Origin of the sequence: Methylococcus capsulatus (assembly GCF_036864975.1) — a bacterium.
Lineage (GTDB): Bacteria > Pseudomonadota > Gammaproteobacteria > Methylococcales > Methylococcaceae > Methylococcus.
This window is the reverse complement of the sequence record NZ_CP104311.1, coordinates 2232377-2248350: the sequence shown is the minus strand read 5'-3', so window position 1 is coordinate 2248350 and position 15974 is coordinate 2232377. Positions and strand designations below refer to the sequence as shown.

General features: G+C 54.1%; 15 protein-coding genes and 1 pseudogene. 2 read left to right on the top strand and 14 right to left on the bottom strand.

The window, feature by feature from the left end:
• Positions 1-203: 203 nt before the first annotated feature.
• The 10 genes and pseudogenes from N4J17_RS11195 to N4J17_RS11150 form a co-directional block, all read right to left on the bottom strand.
• Positions 204-1169: pseudogene (locus tag N4J17_RS11195) on the bottom strand (IS5 family transposase).
• Between the two features lie 69 nt (positions 1170-1238).
• Positions 1239-1847, bottom strand: coding sequence for a class I SAM-dependent methyltransferase (locus tag N4J17_RS11190; protein ID WP_232470769.1), 609 nt, complete (start codon positions 1845-1847; stop codon positions 1239-1241).
• Positions 1848-1862: 15 nt separating this feature from the next.
• Positions 1863-2480: an FkbM family methyltransferase gene (locus N4J17_RS11185; RefSeq protein WP_198324321.1), complete on the bottom strand. Its 618-nt coding sequence runs from the start codon at positions 2478-2480 to the stop codon at positions 1863-1865.
• A gap of 179 nt (positions 2481-2659) precedes the next feature.
• Positions 2660-3379 carry a class I SAM-dependent methyltransferase gene (locus N4J17_RS11180; protein ID WP_198324322.1) on the bottom strand — a complete coding sequence of 240 codons (720 nt, stop codon included), beginning with the start codon at positions 3377-3379 and terminating at the stop codon, positions 2660-2662.
• Between the two features lie 242 nt (positions 3380-3621).
• Entirely contained in the window at positions 3622-4578 is a 957-nt protein-coding gene (locus N4J17_RS11175) for a hypothetical protein (protein ID WP_198324323.1), read from the bottom strand.
• A gap of 54 nt (positions 4579-4632) precedes the next feature.
• Positions 4633-6453, bottom strand: coding sequence for a hypothetical protein (locus N4J17_RS11170; protein WP_198324324.1), 1821 nt, complete (start codon positions 6451-6453; stop codon positions 4633-4635).
• A 153-nt stretch (positions 6454-6606) separates the two neighbouring features.
• Positions 6607-7092 (bottom strand): FkbM family methyltransferase, encoded by a 486-nt coding sequence (locus N4J17_RS11165; RefSeq protein WP_277458607.1) that lies wholly within the window; start codon positions 7090-7092, stop codon positions 6607-6609.
• The gene (locus N4J17_RS11160) at positions 6978-7364 is read right to left on the bottom strand and encodes a hypothetical protein (protein WP_277458609.1); all 387 of its coding nucleotides are present in this window, start codon (positions 7362-7364) and stop codon (positions 6978-6980) included. Before N4J17_RS11160 ends, N4J17_RS11165 begins: the two co-directional genes overlap by 115 nt.
• A gap of 130 nt (positions 7365-7494) precedes the next feature.
• The gene (locus tag N4J17_RS11155) at positions 7495-8673 is read right to left on the bottom strand and encodes an integrase core domain-containing protein (RefSeq protein WP_338457600.1); all 1179 of its coding nucleotides are present in this window, start codon (positions 8671-8673) and stop codon (positions 7495-7497) included.
• A gap of 160 nt (positions 8674-8833) precedes the next feature.
• On the bottom strand, positions 8834-9295 hold the full coding sequence (locus N4J17_RS11150; protein ID WP_198323589.1) for a methyltransferase domain-containing protein: 462 nt from the start codon (positions 9293-9295) through the stop codon (positions 8834-8836).
• A 251-nt stretch (positions 9296-9546) separates the two neighbouring features.
• Here N4J17_RS11150 and N4J17_RS11145 point away from each other — a divergent pair, with 251 nt between their 5' ends.
• Positions 9547-10908, top strand: a complete 1362-nt coding sequence (locus N4J17_RS11145; protein ID WP_198323588.1) for an IS1380 family transposase — start codon at positions 9547-9549, stop codon at positions 10906-10908.
• Between the two features lie 405 nt (positions 10909-11313).
• Here N4J17_RS11145 and N4J17_RS11140 read toward each other — a convergent pair whose 3' ends face one another.
• The 4 genes from N4J17_RS11140 to N4J17_RS11125 form a co-directional block, all read right to left on the bottom strand.
• Positions 11314-12513, bottom strand: coding sequence for an O-antigen ligase family protein (locus tag N4J17_RS11140; protein WP_198323587.1), 1200 nt, complete (start codon positions 12511-12513; stop codon positions 11314-11316).
• Entirely contained in the window at positions 12510-13904 is a 1395-nt protein-coding gene (locus N4J17_RS11135) for a flippase (RefSeq protein WP_198323586.1), read from the bottom strand. The genes N4J17_RS11140 and N4J17_RS11135 overlap by 4 nt, the downstream gene beginning before the upstream one ends.
• 101 nt (positions 13905-14005) lie before the next feature.
• Complete coding sequence (locus N4J17_RS11130) at positions 14006-15211, bottom strand: NAD-dependent epimerase/dehydratase family protein (RefSeq protein ID WP_198323585.1); 1206 nt, start codon at positions 15209-15211, stop codon at positions 14006-14008.
• 90 nt (positions 15212-15301) lie between these two features.
• Positions 15302-15643 (bottom strand): Rpn family recombination-promoting nuclease/putative transposase, encoded by a 342-nt coding sequence (locus N4J17_RS11125; protein ID WP_198323584.1) that lies wholly within the window; start codon positions 15641-15643, stop codon positions 15302-15304.
• A 42-nt stretch (positions 15644-15685) separates the two neighbouring features.
• On the opposite strand from N4J17_RS11125, the gene N4J17_RS11120 reads away from it, so the two are divergent.
• On the top strand, positions 15686-15973 hold the full coding sequence (locus N4J17_RS11120) for a hypothetical protein (protein WP_232470601.1): 288 nt from the start codon (positions 15686-15688) through the stop codon (positions 15971-15973).
• Position 15974: the final 1 nt, after the last annotated feature.

The following is a 15974-nucleotide window of genomic DNA, read 5'->3' as shown; positions in this document are numbered from 1 at the left end:
TGCACTTACATTTTATTATTATTAACTTACTAATGCTTAATCAAAATCACTTGTGCAAAGCTGGTCAAAGCAGCAACTGGATGGCGTTTCAACCATACACATAAACGCAGGTGGAAACGATATAGAACAGGAATTTTTCGATAATACGCCGGCGTTGGTGCATAAATTAACCAAAGGCAACATTTCCCTTACCCCAGCTTTCCTCAGGAGGGAACGCGCCCTACCCGAACCGAAATCGGCATGCCGAGGTAGGTCATGACATTCATCGCGGCGATACGCACATGGACTTCGGTCACTTGGGTTTCAAACAGGCGGGAGGCCAGGCTGCCATCGAACAGTTGCTTGAGGCGGTACATGGCATTTTCCGCGAGGCTGCGGCAGTGATAGCCCGTCGCTTTCTTCCACGCCGCCATGCCTTGCTCAGCGATCTGCCGCAGCGCGTCGTTCCGCGGATGACCGTCTTCCCACGGAACGGCATTGTCACGCGGCGGCACAACCAACCGGGCCTCCCGCGAGACGGCAACCTCCTAGGCACTGCAGGTGTCATAAGCGCCATCGCCGTCGATCTGTTCAATCGGGCCTTCGACTTGCTCCACCAAGCCTTCGAACACCTCGCCATCCGCCCACTCGACCGGGGTGACCTCCACGCCGATCACGTCCTTGGCGTTGCCATCCACCGCCAAATGAACCTTGCGCCAGGTCCGGCGCTGGCCTGCACCATGCTGGCGGACTTTCCACTCGCCTTCGCCGTCGATTTTCAGCCCCGTCGAATCCACCACCAGATGCACCGGCCCCGGCCGTTCCCGCCGCGGCATGGCCCCCTCCAGGCGCTTCGCGCGCCGCGACATTGGGGTATGATTCGGGACCGGCAATGCCACGCCCATCAGGCGCATCAGCGAACCCGCCAGACCTTCCACCGCGCGGTAAGGCAATCCAAACACCGCCTTGAGCATCAGCAAGGTTTGAATCGCTGTATCCGCGTATTTCAACGGCTTCCCCCGGTTGCCGGTCGCTTTCCCGTGCCAGTGACGACGCAAGAAGTCTTCCTCGAACCCCACCGTCATATCGCCTCGCCGCACCAGCGTACGGTCGTCATCCGGCCAGTTCGTCACCCGGTATTTATCTTCGGCTTTGGCCGCTTGGCTCTTCGGCAACCCCGGCTTCGACACACGCTACTCTCTCTTCAGGCTGGATGGACCGCATAGAATGGCGCATCCAGCCGATTTATGCACCAACGCCTAATACGCCGGGTGCCCGAAAAAGCCGGAATATTTTTCCACCATGAAGCCGACGCTTTCAAATCGCTTGATCTGCGACTTGAGTGGGCCGCGGCACCAACTGTATCTGGCAGGAAACTTGCCCTGTTTGCCTGACCGCTCGCGACCGGGTTGTAAAAAATGCAGCAATCGCTCGGCCAAAGTTTCCGGCAAGAGGTAATTAACCACAAAGGGCGGCGCAAATAACGTTGGGAAGAAATGAAATGCCACCCCCCCATCGCGCAACAGTGACCTTACATTCCGGTGAAATCGCACGCCGCTTGAAACATGCTCGGCCAGCATCCGGCTGAACGCAAAATCATATCCGCCAGGCACAAAAAATTCTACCGCCGAAATATCAGCAAGAATTTTCACGTAACCCGTGGGCGCCTTGTCCAATTCAGTCTGAGAGATATCTAACAGCGCATAGTCGAGACCGTGACGCTCGACAAATTCGAGCGATAACGTCGGGTTTGCTCCCCCACCGATTTCTACGATACGACGAAACCCCCGCTGTTCGATCATGCGCTCGATCAACGATATGACGTTGGCCCACGCATCCCAAGACAAGCCGTAATCAACAATTGTCATCTCAAACAACTCTCTCTATAGGCGACCGAACAGAAAATCAGCCTGTACTGCCCGGCCATGGCTGTCATACACCGGATTGAACATTCCCCACAAGCGCAGTCCCTTGGCCGACAACCATTCGATCACATCCGCCGCAAGCTTCTGGCCGGCATACAGCTCAACGAAGGAACATTCGCAGTACACCCAATCGAAATGCGCCAGCAGCGGTGCACAACCGGCCAGTGCCACCAGCTCAAAGCCTTGCACGTCCAGTTTCAACAACGCCGGCATAGCGATATCCGCCGCCGAGACGAAGCTATCAAGCGGCGCCACGGCAACCTCTGTCGTACCCACCTCGGCCGTGCCGGGAAACAACGAGGATTGAAGCGGAGCAATCGGCAATAGGGAAGACGAATCGTCCCGCGCCGAGACATGCATCATGCCCCGCGCGACTTGCGGCCCTACGGCCGCCTCGTGCAGCGTGACCGCATCATCCTGCGCGAACACCCGGCGGAAAATGGCCGCCGGCCCCGGCAGCGGCTCGAAGGAGACGATGCGCGCACTGGGAAAGCACTGCCGCGCCACCAGCGCGAACTGCCCCCGATTGGCGCCGATATCGAACACCAACTGACACCCTTCGAGCTGGCGCAGCACGCACAAGTGTTCAGCGCCAGCTGCCACACGGTGACAAAGCAAGGCTCTCCGCCATGCCGGAACCCGCAAGATAGCGGCCATTTTGACTACCTTCGGCAGCAGCCTAGCCATAGCTCCTATTTTTAAAGCCCCGCTTGTTACCCTGTTCACTCTGAATCTCCAACAGCGCGTCTTTATTCCTATTGCGCTTTTTGTGCCAAAACCAAAAGATGATCTTTCCCTCGCACAATTCGACTAAATGCCAACGCAAACCCATTAAGCGAAAAGGATGGATTGGAAAGCCCGGTTGTACCCCGTCTATTAACACTTAATAGGCGCCGATAAAGTTTTCGCAACGTAACACCAACTAAGGCGGAATGATGTGTCACATGAAGCACCTTTATAGGGATCATATCGACACTTTGCAGCGATTTTGTCAAACTCTCACCACTGAAAAAAGAGACATGCTCCGGATAATTAACATAATACCACGCCCCTCCAAAGAAACGCGCAGCAAATGTTTCTATATTACCAGTAAGCGCAATAAATAATCCTCCAGGCACCAACAGTTGTGCGACCCGAGAAAGCACAGCCATAGGTGAAGATATGTGTTCAAGCACATCCATCATGAAGATTATGTCATAATGCAATCCGACATCATTAACAAAGTTCTCAATCTTAGATTCGAAGATTGTCAACCCTTTTTTACGTGCTTGCTCTGCAGCGTATTTGTTAAGCTCTATCCCATGTCTCACCCAGATCTCGGGTAATTGCTCAAGAAGCGTACCATCCCAACATCCAATATCGAGCACATTTTTTACCTCTGAATCGAACTCCATAGATAACGTGCGAAATATCCGATCCACCCTTAACGTTTCGGAATTGCGCTCCTCGATTTGTCCGGAAATCTTTTCCGTCACATCCCAAGCATCTAAAATCCATCGATGCCTACACCGCGAACACCCCCAAATATGTCTTCGGCCAAATCCAACCACAGACACGGTCCGACCAACAATGCGAGACTTCAAATTACAAATAGGACACAGATGGCTCATAGCCAACACTCCTGAGAGCAACAATCATAGCAACACAAATGCTGCCGGACAAATTTATGCAGAGAAAGCCACCCAAAATGATTAGTTCAGCAAAAACGTTAATAAAATTACGTGGGTAACCGCTTAAATTTGCGTACAGCGTTCCGCAGTTGAGGAATACGCGATGCCAAAAACGCCTTTGATATTGAAAGAGGGTTAATTTTGTAAAGATTCCGATTAAGAAAATAATCTAATTTTGTAGAAACAACCATATCTTCAGGCCCCTCAATCACTCCTGATATCTCCTCAACTGGAATATTTGCTCTCGGATCATTACATCTTCCACCATGCATGCCTTCTATGCCAAATCCTATGTTGCTAACCAAATTTACCGTTGGTGTACAAGCCAGCCCACGGTTCGCCCACAGAGCGAGCTGCCAACGAAAATCCCAGTTTTTGACACTATAGGCATAGTCAAATATATATTTCCAGTACAACCAGGTCGTCAACGAAGAATTTCCGAGACCATGTTGCATAGCGGAGGCCAGCCGTATGTTTGGAAAACTTTGCCTATATTCAGGTCCAAACACCAACCAAGCCGTGCGCCAGGATGCCCAGCCCCAGGGTATTGCGTATGCAGAATACAAGTACTGCGGATCCTGCTCGCTACTTTTATAGCCGACATTCGAGCCGTTGATCCACATAACATTTTGATTACCCCTGTATCGTTCGAGTAATTCATCACAGTACCTAAAGAAACTCTCACTTGGCACACAATCATCTTCCAAAACAATACCCTCTTCTTCGTTATCGAAAAACCAGTCAACGGCTTGCGGAATACTGGTATGTGAGCCTAAATTGCTTTCATTAACCTTGAAAAATATTTGGCATGGCCAATCCACTTCTTCAAATATACTAAGCGTTTCAGCGCACTTTTCATGTTCTCCTAACTTATTTTTTCTAGGGGCATCGGCCGCAACGTAAAGTCGTTCTGGCTGAACGATGCTTACAGCTTGAAATACAGCTCTCGTTTCATTGGGACGGTTAAACACGATCTGCAATACTGGGCTTCTTGTCTTATACATGAATTTTTACTAAGCTAAGTTGCGGTAAGTACACAATCCAATCATGCAATATTATCAGCGTCTAAAATATCTAATGTACACAGGGTCTTTACCAAGAAAAAGTTCAACCTTCTTTTGAAGACAAGAAATCTTTTGAACGTTTCCCATCATGTCGTAGATTTCCAGATCTTGTGCATCGACGGGAACAACCGCACGACGTGACTTATCTCCGTAATCCCACAACGCCAGCACGACTTCGTCGTTCAGTTCATAACTGTATCCCATTTCGGTACCATCCAATCCTTTGACGGGCCCTAGCGACCGGTGCCCTTCGAGCAGATAAGTCATAGCAGCGTAAGCCGGGGCAGCCGGCTTGGGTCCAATTTTTTTAGGGCCGAATGGAAGACCCTCTACTAAATTATAATAGAGGCCGTAGCGGCCGTTATCGCCGTTCTCACCTCGGTAATCATGGAGATAAAAAGAAATGTTCATTCGCCACCCTTCTCCGAGTAAGATCAGATTGCTTCGCACAAGTGCACGGGCTTGTTCCAGTTCCGCTTCGGGGGTAGCGACTGCATCGAACCCTTGCTCGGTACCGAACATGGGAACTGCTTTGCCAGTATGTTGCTGAATGAATTGGGCAATCCGCCGTGACGCATCAATGAGACCTTTTTGTTCTGGCGGAAACTTAACGTAAGGGTGGTTGGAAAAACCGTCGATATAGCGGCCTAATCCTTTACGGAATAAATTCATATTCCATTCGATATCTCTAGGCAACGACCCGCCGGTTGGCCCGATCACTATGGCCTTGGGGTCGGCTTTGTGGATGACTGGATATGCTAGTTCGAAAATCCTGACAAGGTCGTCGACTGTGCCTTTGAAACCCCAAGGATATACCGGCTCCCAAGTAATTTGATAATAGCGCTGATTACGTTCAGGATACAGAGCCGCATAAGCTGACACCGCCCGCGCCACATACTGAATCCACTGTTGTTCACCATCCGGAGTCAATCGCCCTGTGAAGGTCACCAATGTTTCTGGCTTGACTGGCAGCCATTTCATCCTGTTGGCGCGTATGTCAAACAGCGTCGGCAGGGTATATACGGTCCAGGTTGATGACCGCCCATTGATCTCGACGTGCGGCCAACTCCAATCAGGTATTCCAGGAATATTGGTCAGCTGTTCTCCAGCTTTTTCCGTTCTGGTGATATTTTCGGCTAACTGTCCTGGGTAATCTTGCTCTAAGTCCTTCCATGCAAATCCTCCCAGGACCCATCGTACTCCTAGATATGGCAACACGTTAACCGTACGGTTATACCCACCTTGTAGACCGAAAAATGTTTGGGTATCGGGATACAATTTACGGCCCACAGGGTCGGGAACTATACAATACGTCATATAGCCTTTCGGACGGCTGCCTAGCGCATCCAGTTTCATGCCGTTAGATAGATCCGCATAAACCCGATAGAAGCCTAGGTGATCGTTTGGGGCATCTACGCTAGCGTGCCAAGTTCCTGCCCCATCTGTCTCAACGGGCATGGTTTTTACCGCGAGAAGTTTTCCTCGCTCATCTTCTATTCGGAGAGTCAAGGACAAAGTGTGTCCTTGCACAAGCGCCGGACTTTTCCCCCTGAATAATAATTTAACGGTCTCCCCAAGAGTGAACGTGCTCATCTCTGGACGTGACGTCTCGCCGCTCATCTGCACAGCGGCTGCCATAGGTTCTGCCACGAAGCAGCCAAGTAATAACGTGCTGCATAGCCTCAGAATTACGATACAGATAAAACAGCGCCGACACCTGAACGGCGCCCGCGCTGCCGCATTGACCACTGCCATACCCTGCGTCGGCGGCGCGAAAATGCCGACCAATATGATCTGTGGCCGTTTGACGTTCACGGCATTACCAACTCGCGAGGTTTGCTTTGTTGCTTTAGCGCAATCGTTGCGTCAAGCAGGGTAAGGAGGGCGAGGACTCCAACGGCTGGCAGCGTGACGAACACACCATTTGGCCCCGCGGACCCTGCGGATGGTGAGAATTCACATCCAGTGTCAAATGGCAATTTTATGCCATCTAAAGGGGTCTGCTGCCTGCAGCCTAGACTGCAAATCCGCCGATACACGTACATAAAGTGTGTTGCCCGTAGTTCGTTGATGTTGGATCGCACGCAACTTCCGTGACACAGGGTCGTAGTGCACGGGGTTGAAGTCGTGCCTGACCAATTGCGCATGAATGTCGGTATCGCTGAAACCATAACGCGCACCCAACCCATTCAACTCGATCAGTACGGCTTGCAGCGACTCCTGCGCCAGCAGCCCAGCCGCGCCCCGAATGACGTTGGCTTCGAAGCCTTCAACATCGATTTTGATCATCTTCGGCGTCCAGCCAGCCGCAATCGTGTCAAGTGCATCGACAGTAACCGTCACTGCATGGTCGCCAGCTTCACCGGGCGCCAGTACATGGTTAGTCGGACCAAACTGAGTCGAGAATTGGAGTTTACCTGGCTTGGCGCCAACACCCATATTCCGGGCATCAATCCGGTCATAGAATCGATTAAGATGGACGTTGTCCAGCAATTGCCGTAGGTGGCGGGGACCGGCTCTATCGCTAGAACGTTTGCGCCTCGGCCCGCTGCCAAGATGGCATATTCACCGGAATTCGCGCCAACATCCAGAAACTCATCATCTTTGCGCAACAGGTGGAACACAAATAGCATGTCCTCGAACTCATGTAAGCCGACGTAAACATTCATCGTCATGCCATGCATGCCGGTGCGAAGCAGGAGCCGCGTGCCGTCTACGAAAGGCATTGCCACAGCCTCGTGAAGCATACGACCGCCAATCTGCCAACGGATAAATCGCACCAGTGTGCCAAGTCGGTCACAGCGGCCCAGCGGATGGTTCAACAAGTCATGCAGAACACGCAACAATCGAGGAGGTCTAGGTATCAAGTCCCGGACGATCATAAATACGCCGATGAAAGAGATTGGGATGAGTTGTATACCCGGCTTTCATGCCTTGGATCGGAGTCTGGCTGCCGAGCGCGGATTGGGGCAGGTGGTAGTTGTAGAGGGTGACATCACGGTGCAGGGTTTGCTCCAAATTGAGGGCCGAATCGAAGGGATGGGTCTTGAGGATATCGGCGATGCGGCCATTGAAACGCTCGACCATCCCCTGGGTTTGCCCGCCCCGTCCTTGGGGCTCGCCCGGCGGGCCCGCCGAAGGCGGGTCCCCCTTTGCTCCCGGCAAAGGGGTGGGGCTCCGGGGCGGCGTCAGGCGGTGTTCCATCCCCAAGGCGTGGCCCAGTTGATCGAATTCGTGCTGGCCGGCAGGAGCCCGGGCGCGGTTGCCAAACGGACGGTCGGTGCATGGCTCATCCCCTCCCAGGGGTTCGTCCCTTCGGGACCCGCGCGGCGGTCCAAAGTCGCTGCCGGCGACTTTATCCTTGCCGTTGTCGGTAAGCCGTTTGGAAATTTTGATCGGACAGGCCTTGTGCAGGGCCTTGAGGAACGCCGGCGCGGAGGCGGCGGTCTTGTTCGGCTTGACCGCGATGAACAGCCAGCGGGTGGCGCGGTCGATCGCGACGAACAAGTCACGGCGCGAGGTTCCGTCCTGCCTCCGCGGCAGGTAAGTCAACTTCGTTGCTCTACGAGTCAACTTCGTTGCTCTGCGAGTGACGTCCCTGTGGAGAAAGCCCGGCGCATAGGCCTTGAAGGGTTTGGACGGCGCCTTTTCTACGGGCGGCAGCAGGTTACGGCGACAGCCGACCCCGTGACGGCGCAGACGGCGGTCCCGCCCGGAGCGGGACACCGCCGGGGGCAGACTCGAAGAGCAGCGAAGCTGAAACTCGCGGGTCACGGCGAGCCGGTCATCCAGGGGCAACGAGAGGGTTTTGCGCAGATACACCACAAGGGTTTCTTGCGCCGGGGTCAGCGTGGTTTGCAGGCGCTGCGCCGTGGGCGACCGGTCGTTGAACGCCGTGCGCGATTTCCACTGGCGGACGGTGGCCTCCGTCACGGTGTACCGGCGCGCCAACACCCGGATGGGATCCTGACTTGGGGTTATCTCGGCTCGCGCTGCCGGGGTCGTGCGGGCTGGTTTATGCAGAGCGATCTGCATGGGACGGACTCTCTTACGTCGATATCACATGATGGCGCGAAATGCGCCGTCAACAGCGCTCGCGCATAGAATAACGGATAACGCCTTTTGTCTATAGGATCGTCCAGGATGCGACACCTAGGGTACGGAATACCGCTACAATTTTTGTCTTCTACGTTTTTCATATCCGTCTGCACTCAATGCCAAGGCAGTTGGTCCAACGCTCCTGACGCTCCACTTGATTAAATGTGGGATCAAGCGAATCGCCAAATTCAGCCCGTCTAATGTGCTCGAATCCCACTTGGCCGAGTTCTTTTTCAAGTGAAGGGTAATCCCACATCCAGCGGTGCCTCGAATTACCCAACAGTTCTTGCACAAATCCCTTGACTCCACGCGCGCGGGACAACTCACCCAGACCGGTATTCCGCATGAACTCGAGCGCAGCATCGGGCGAGGTGTTTGCGAAATATTGACTAATGTAGAAAGCAAGATCGGGCAGCACCAAACGAAAGATACCGCCTGGCTTCAAAAGTCTTCTTGTATTGATTAGCGCTTTGCGGAAATCATCCAAAGCAAGATGCTCCAGAACGTGAGAGCAATAGACCCCGCTACACGCTTCATCGCCCAAGGGCAAGCCTTTCACGATGTCTCCATACCGGACATTATCGGGAAACGGTGCTGGGTTCCTTTTAACCATGGCCGAAAGGTACTTTCCAAATACGGGAAGCCGCTCGATGCGAAGCGTTGGGGACGCATCGAAACTGACCCAGCCTTCCGGCGCATCCCAGCCGCACCCATACTGAATCCTGAATCCGTGCCTGTTTTCTCAAAAAACGCCGTAATGCCTTGATATAATTGAATAATTATCCGCTTTCCGTCTTCACCCAAGCGACCATGGCACGTTTTGACCTCAAACAATCGACGAAGCTGCAACTGACCTCGTATGCTGGTCTGGCCTTGATCGGACAATGCTGCCAAGCGGCGCAGGTGGAGACGGTGATCGACCCGAAGCTGCCGGTGTCGCAGGGCATGCGCACCTCGGACGTGGTCAAAGCCATGGTGGGCCTGTTGACGCTGGGGAAGAGCGACTTTGAGGCCATCGAGCCATTTCGGCGAGACTCGTTCTTCAAGGAAGCGCTGGGGCTGTCCAAGGTGCCGGGCAGCGTCTGGACACGGCAACGCCTCGACGCCAAGGCGGCCCAGCTCCGGGAATGGACCGATGAACTGTCGCTGCGCCTGCTCAGCCGCACCGATGCGCCCATCACCCCGCACGAGGGGTTCGTCTGCCTGGACCTCGACACTTTCGTCATGAACAACGACGGTAGCAAGAAGGAAGCGGTGGGCCGCACCTACCAGGGCGTCGACGGTTATACCCCGATTGCCGCCTACCTGGGCAACGAGGGCTGGAACATCGGGCTGGAGTTGCGCCCCGGCGTGCAACACTCGGCGCTGGAGACCGAGTACTTTCTGGAACGCATCTTCCCCCGCGCCGAGCGCTTGGTGGCCCCGGATCAGGCGGTGCGGGTGCGCGACGACAGTGGCTTCGACAGCGCCCGCCTGCTGTTCGCCAAGGCGGAGGAGAAGGCACGTTGGGCTGCCTTGGGACGATCGTTCGACTTTATCACCAAGTGGAATCCCCGCAAGCAGGACAAGGAGGCCTGGGTGGCTCGCGCCGAAGCGCACGATGCCTTTACCGAAACCCGCCCCGGCAAGCGGGTGGCGCTGCTGTCGGTGGCGGTGGAGCGGGCCTGGGGCAAGGCCCAGCGCGGCTTCCGGCTGATCGTCAGGGTCACCGAGCGCACCATCGACAAGCGCGGCCAGCACCTGTGGGTCCCGGACATCGAACTGGAAGGCTGGTGGACGAGCCTGGACCGGCCGGCCGACGAGGTGATCGGGTTGTATAAGCACCACGGCACCCACGAACAGTTCCACTCCGAGATCAAGAGCGATCTGGACCTGGAGCGCCTGCCCTCCGGCAAGTTCGACACCAACGATTGTCTGCTCCATCTGGCGGCCTTCGCCTACAACTGCCTGCGCCTTCTGGGGCAACTGGGGCTGACCGGCGAGATTGCACCGATCCGCCATCCGGCCAAACGCCGCCGGATCAAGACGGTGCTGCAGGAAATCATGTACCGGGCGGCGAAGTTCGTAGCCCATGCCCGAAAACTCGTGCTGGACTTCGGGCGTGGCGTGGCGGCGCATGTCGATGTCTTCATGCAACTTCAAACCCGGCTGCAAGCCGTCCTGTCCGGATGAAGACCTTCCGGCCGGAACCCCTCCTGAGCGCGCATTCCGGTAAGCCGGAAGGGCTGCTCCTGCACGGAGCTTGGAAAATGCCCTGAGTTCGGACACACACGGCGCCGATTTGGCCCAAACCCCACCCGAATGCTCCCTGGAACAGGAGGGGCGAGGGAAAAACCGAAAGGTCGATGAATCGAAAATCATGCCATCAGGCTATCGGAAATGGTGTGAGAAAATGGGAACACGGATTCAGGTGAATGTAAAGCCCGTTACCCATCTCTTTTCTCATCATAACTGTTCGACGATCCGCTCAAAATGACAAGATTATTACTGGAAGACCCATTTCCTCAAGCAATAAGCTGCACCTGGCATGGGCATCTTTCGCGCTGCGCCTGTAGTGAGATACATCTATATTTATGCCTAGTGAACGCTGTTTATCGCTTGCCAATAAACTGCCTTTTCAGGATGCTTATGGATGCGTTGTTCTATCTTGTTATGATTATTTGGCCAGTAAAACAAACACAGGTAAAAAATGGCAGATGCCAAGTTCATGTTAAGCATTCTCGGGTAAGTCATCACATATACAATGTAGCCTAGTATTATGCTCGCCACCATATAATTTCGCTTTTTTAAGGATTGATAAAAAGTGATGCCTATCATAAACAGAATGACCAGCAACAGCAGCATTCCGCCCTCCCCGGCAAGCCTCAGAAATCCGTTGTGAACCTCATTTAGTGTATCAATGCCCTGCCCGAATATCGGGTTTTCGGCAAAAATGCTTAATGCACGACTCCAACCATCCACCCTACCGGATAGGCCTGATTCTACACCACGATACGAATTATCCAACAGCAGCACATTACCTTTTATAAAAGCCCATGCCTGCAATACCGCATCTTGCTGTGTTGCCAGAGCTGCCCCGGTGCCAATGATAGCGGCGATTATGCGCAATAGGGTTGTTTTTTTCATTATCATATGTTTTATTGAAAAGAAAATATAAACCCCGATACAAACACAGGTGGCGAGCAGCGCACCACGGGATTGCACCAGAAAAAACAAGACCATCGCCACGCCAATCAGCAAAACCTTTGCTTTATTACTATGTAGCGCCAAAGTGCACGCAGTGAAGGCAAAACCCAATTCCCCCCACCAATTCGGGTGTATATCAAAAGGAGCCGCACGGCTGGTCCAACCACCTTCTTGCAGTGCCACCCCTATCGCCAGCACAATCAAGGGAACCAAAAAGATAGCCAAATAGCGCATCAATGTTTCAGGAGATAAATTGGTCACCGCCCATTGAATTGCAAACAGCATTCCGACGATACCAACAATATGAGCCAAAACAAAATCCAAACCGATTGATCCACCGGCATAATTATCTATATTAACAATCAGACTTAACAACAAGCCAATTGATAACACCACTAAAAAAGTTATATTTCTCCTGTCGACGCGTTTATATCCTTTCGTAAATAAACTTAATCCAGGCAGGAGCAACACTATCGCCTGCACAACCAGCAAAGCAATTGGATTATCCCCGCCACCCATGATCGCGAAGACGTAAGCAGTGGACGCCAAGCCAGCGGAAAAAGCAATATTATACAGTGGAAATAGTTTCATGTCCGACACTTACTTTGCACACATGATTCAATGTTGTGTTTTCTTTTCCGAAATGAGAAAGGGCCGATCGCGGTAGCCGCCAGTCCAATCCGGCGATGTACCTGGATGACGAGAACGACATTCCAAAGAACCAGGCTCACGCTAGTAGCTAAGGCAGCACCGGCAATATCCCACATAGAAATGAAGAGAAAATTCAGCACGACGTTTGCCACAATGCCTACGATCATGCCTATCATTGTGTCTCGCTCATGCCCCGTCATGTTGAGTAGGTCACTTACCGAACCTGTCGCTGCATTGATGACCTGCGCACCCGAAAGAATGGCCAGCGCAATAGCACCGCGACCGAATGTTGCGCCAAAAACTGACGTCATGATAGATTCACCCCAAAAAATCATGACCAATGCCAAGGGGAATGCCACGGCTACTGCCGCGCGTGCGCCTAGCGTAGCGATGCGCTGTAAACGGATCATCTCGCCCGAGGCAAAAAGGCGTGCGATGCTGGGCTGGATCGCCATATTCACGATCACCAGCGAGAAGGCAACCAGCTCAGCCGCGCGGGCGGCTACCTGATAGATTCCGGCCGATTCGCTGCTATGCAGTGCGGCCAGCATCAACACATCCGTTTGCATCATGACGATGTTGATGCAGGCGACGAGCAGCAGCGGCAGTGTGGATTGCATCCAGCGACGTGGTTCATATTGCGGCGCTGCATGCCGCAGGGGGGCTGGGATGCGCCGCATCAATAGCAGAGCGCCGGCGAGAAATGCTACTCCGGTAGCAATGACTCGCGATGAGATGGCCACTTCCGGCGACAGCACGCCATCTCCGTTCACCAAACACCATCCCCCGACCAGCCCCAGGAATAACCCGGGCATGATCACACTTTCGGGCAATTGGCCCAAGATGACGTGATGCAGGCCGCGCAGGGCGGCCGATCGCATCGCGCCCAAGGCGGTCAGGGGAACAAGAATCAGTGCCAGACTGAAGCTTGCGAGCTTGTCTGGGCTGAGATTAGTTGAAAGTAGCCAGATCATCCCCTCTGCAAGCGCTACCGTCAACAGCGACGCCCACAACACCACTTGGTTACCGCGAGTCAGCAAGCCACGCATCAGGCCCCATTGTTCATGAACCCGGTAACTTGCCAGCAGCCGGATTATTAGTACGGGCAACCCCAGGCCGGTTGGCACCGCAAGCAGAAGAACCAGCGCCATGGCGGTGACATAAACCCCGTAGTTTTCCGCGCCCATCCAACGTGCCAGCAGCACGCTGGTGAGCAACATGAGCAGCTTTGACGACAAAGCCAACGCCAAGCTGCCAACGGCGGTAGTCATTAATTGGCGGCGCAAAGAGACTCGGGCACCTAGAAAAGAATGTAGATGCGCTGTCAGCATCTTGAACTGGTCCCTTCCAAATATGTGGCCGTGAACTTCCGCAGGCTTTCGTATGGAAAGCCGTGTGCTTATTAGACACGTAGCAACCCGAAGGTCCGCCTCTAAACAATTGCCCTAGCAGGTAGGTTTTCAACTGCTTGCTCTGCCCGCCGCCACAGTGACACACACGGAATCTTGCTGCGATCGCAGCGGTGCGCATACTTGCGCGCGATTTCGGTGACTTCCTCCATCAAGCCATCATTTAGCGTGATGGGATTCAAGCCAAGGCTCAGGAAGCGATCGTTCTGGACGTGCAGATCGTTTTCATCCGCCTCGTTGCGCGGGTTAGGGAGGTAGTTGATTTTGACGCCGGTGCGATCCGCAATCATCTTGGCCAACTCACGCACGCGATGGGTCTCGGTCATCTGGTTGAAAATCTGCACGCGCTCGCCGGACCTGGGCGGATTCTCCAGTGCGATCTGGATACAGCGCACAGTGTCCTGGATGTGAATGAAGGCGCGGGTTTGTCCCCCAGTGCCATGCACGGTGAGCGGATAGTCGACGGCAGCTTGCATGAGAAAGCGGTTCAGCACGGTACCGTAGTCGCCATCATAGTCAAATCGGTTGATGAGCCGTTCGTCAAGCTTAGTCTGCTCGGTCTGCGTGCCCCAGACGATACCCTGATGTAGATCAGTAATGCGCACATGATCGTTCTTATTGTAGAAGAAGAACAGGAGCTGGTCCTGGGTTTTGGTCATGTGGTAGACGCTGCCTGGATTGGCCGGGTAGAGGATTTCGTTCTCAACATGATCCCCATTGTCGGTTTCCACCTTGACCCGCAGATAACCTTCAGGAATCTTCATTCCCGCCGTGCCATAACCGTAGACACCCATGGTCCCGAGATGGGCGATGTGAATGTCCAGCCCGCTTTCGACCACAGCAGCCAGCAAGTTGTTGGTGGCGTTGAGGTTGTTGCTGACCGTGTAGCGCTTGTGCCAGCTCGACTTCATCGAATACGGCGCAGCTCGCTGCTCGGCAAAGTGTACGATGGCCTGGGGCCGCCATTCCTTGAGCAAGTCCAGCAAGCGCTGGTAGTTAACCGCCACGTCGAAATTGTGAAATGCGATGGTTTTTCCGGAGACATCTTTCCAAACCTGCAAGCGCTCGCCCATGGGGCGTATCGGGGTCAGGGAATCGCATTCCAGCTCAATGTCGATTTTGCGGCGCGAAAGGTTATCTACGATAGCTACCTCGTGACCGAGAGCAGACAGGTGCAGACTGGTAGGCCAGCCGCAGAAACCGTCGCCGCCAAGTACTAAAACTTTCATGGTTGCCTCCTTGAATTGTCAAATCAAAACGGATTGGCATGGGAATGATATCGGAAACACCTAGTCCAAACTATGGCGCAGGTATCGATATTACGACGAATCATATACCGGAATCCGTGTTCCGCCTAGCTTGAGCGGGTTTATCGCGCCACCGGGCGCTTTTTTTGAACCGCGCTGCGCTGATTGGCGCGTTAGCCCTCGTCCGGGACGTAACAGACAGACATACAGCCAGTCGTCCTCGAGCCTCACCCGCCAGATGATGTCGTCTTCCCGTTCGCGCAGGTCGTCGGTGACATAGCTGCCACTCACCTTCTCCAGGCTGCCGTAGTCGATCTGCGACACCCAGTCTTCATGCACAAAGCCGCGCAGCAGGTCTTCCACGATTGGTGCGTGGGAAAAGATGTGCTTGTACGATCCGTCATGCATGGTCATGCCGGCGGGTCCGGTTCGGCAATGGGACGAGGCAGTTCACCGATGACGGCCCGCTTTTCAGGTCTCGAATACCGCGGGGAGGCTTTCCGCGTCCAGCAGATGTTCGGCCCAGGCTTCCAGTTGTTCGGGCGGCGCCTGCCGGATGCGCTGTTCGACCCACTCCGGCAAAGGCCCGAAGCGGCGGGTCAATTGCCGGCGCAACAGCGTGATTTCGCCTTGGGCTATTCCCTGCTGAAACCCTTGCTGCAGTCCCTGCTGAAGTCCTTCCCGCTTCCACTTTTCGGTTCATTCGACAACGCGTTCGGCGAGCATGGTATCGATCTCCTGTGAT

Excerpts from the sequence above, each read along its gene's own strand:
- N4J17_RS11155 (WP_338457600.1), bottom strand. The coding sequence starts at position 8,673 with ATGCAGATCGCTCTGCATAAACCAGCCCGCACGACCCCGGCAGCGCGA.
- N4J17_RS11160 (WP_277458609.1), bottom strand. The coding sequence starts at position 7,364 with ATGCCTTTCGTAGACGGCACGCGGCTCCTGCTTCGCACCGGCATGCAT.
- N4J17_RS11140 (WP_198323587.1), bottom strand. The coding sequence starts at position 12,513 with ATGAAACTATTTCCACTGTATAATATTGCTTTTTCCGCTGGCTTGGCG.
- N4J17_RS11135 (WP_198323586.1), bottom strand. The coding sequence starts at position 13,904 with ATGCTGACAGCGCATCTACATTCTTTTCTAGGTGCCCGAGTCTCTTTG.
- N4J17_RS11120 (WP_232470601.1), top strand. The coding sequence starts at position 15,686 with ATGACGGCCCGCTTTTCAGGTCTCGAATACCGCGGGGAGGCTTTCCGC.
- N4J17_RS11190 (WP_232470769.1), bottom strand. The coding sequence starts at position 1,847 with ATGACAATTGTTGATTACGGCTTGTCTTGGGATGCGTGGGCCAACGTC.
- N4J17_RS11125 (WP_198323584.1), bottom strand. The coding sequence starts at position 15,643 with ATGACCATGCATGACGGATCGTACAAGCACATCTTTTCCCACGCACCA.
- N4J17_RS11175 (WP_198324323.1), bottom strand. The coding sequence starts at position 4,578 with ATGTATAAGACAAGAAGCCCAGTATTGCAGATCGTGTTTAACCGTCCC.
- N4J17_RS11145 (WP_198323588.1), top strand. The coding sequence starts at position 9,547 with ATGGCACGTTTTGACCTCAAACAATCGACGAAGCTGCAACTGACCTCG.
- N4J17_RS11130 (WP_198323585.1), bottom strand. The coding sequence starts at position 15,211 with ATGAAAGTTTTAGTACTTGGCGGCGACGGTTTCTGCGGCTGGCCTACC.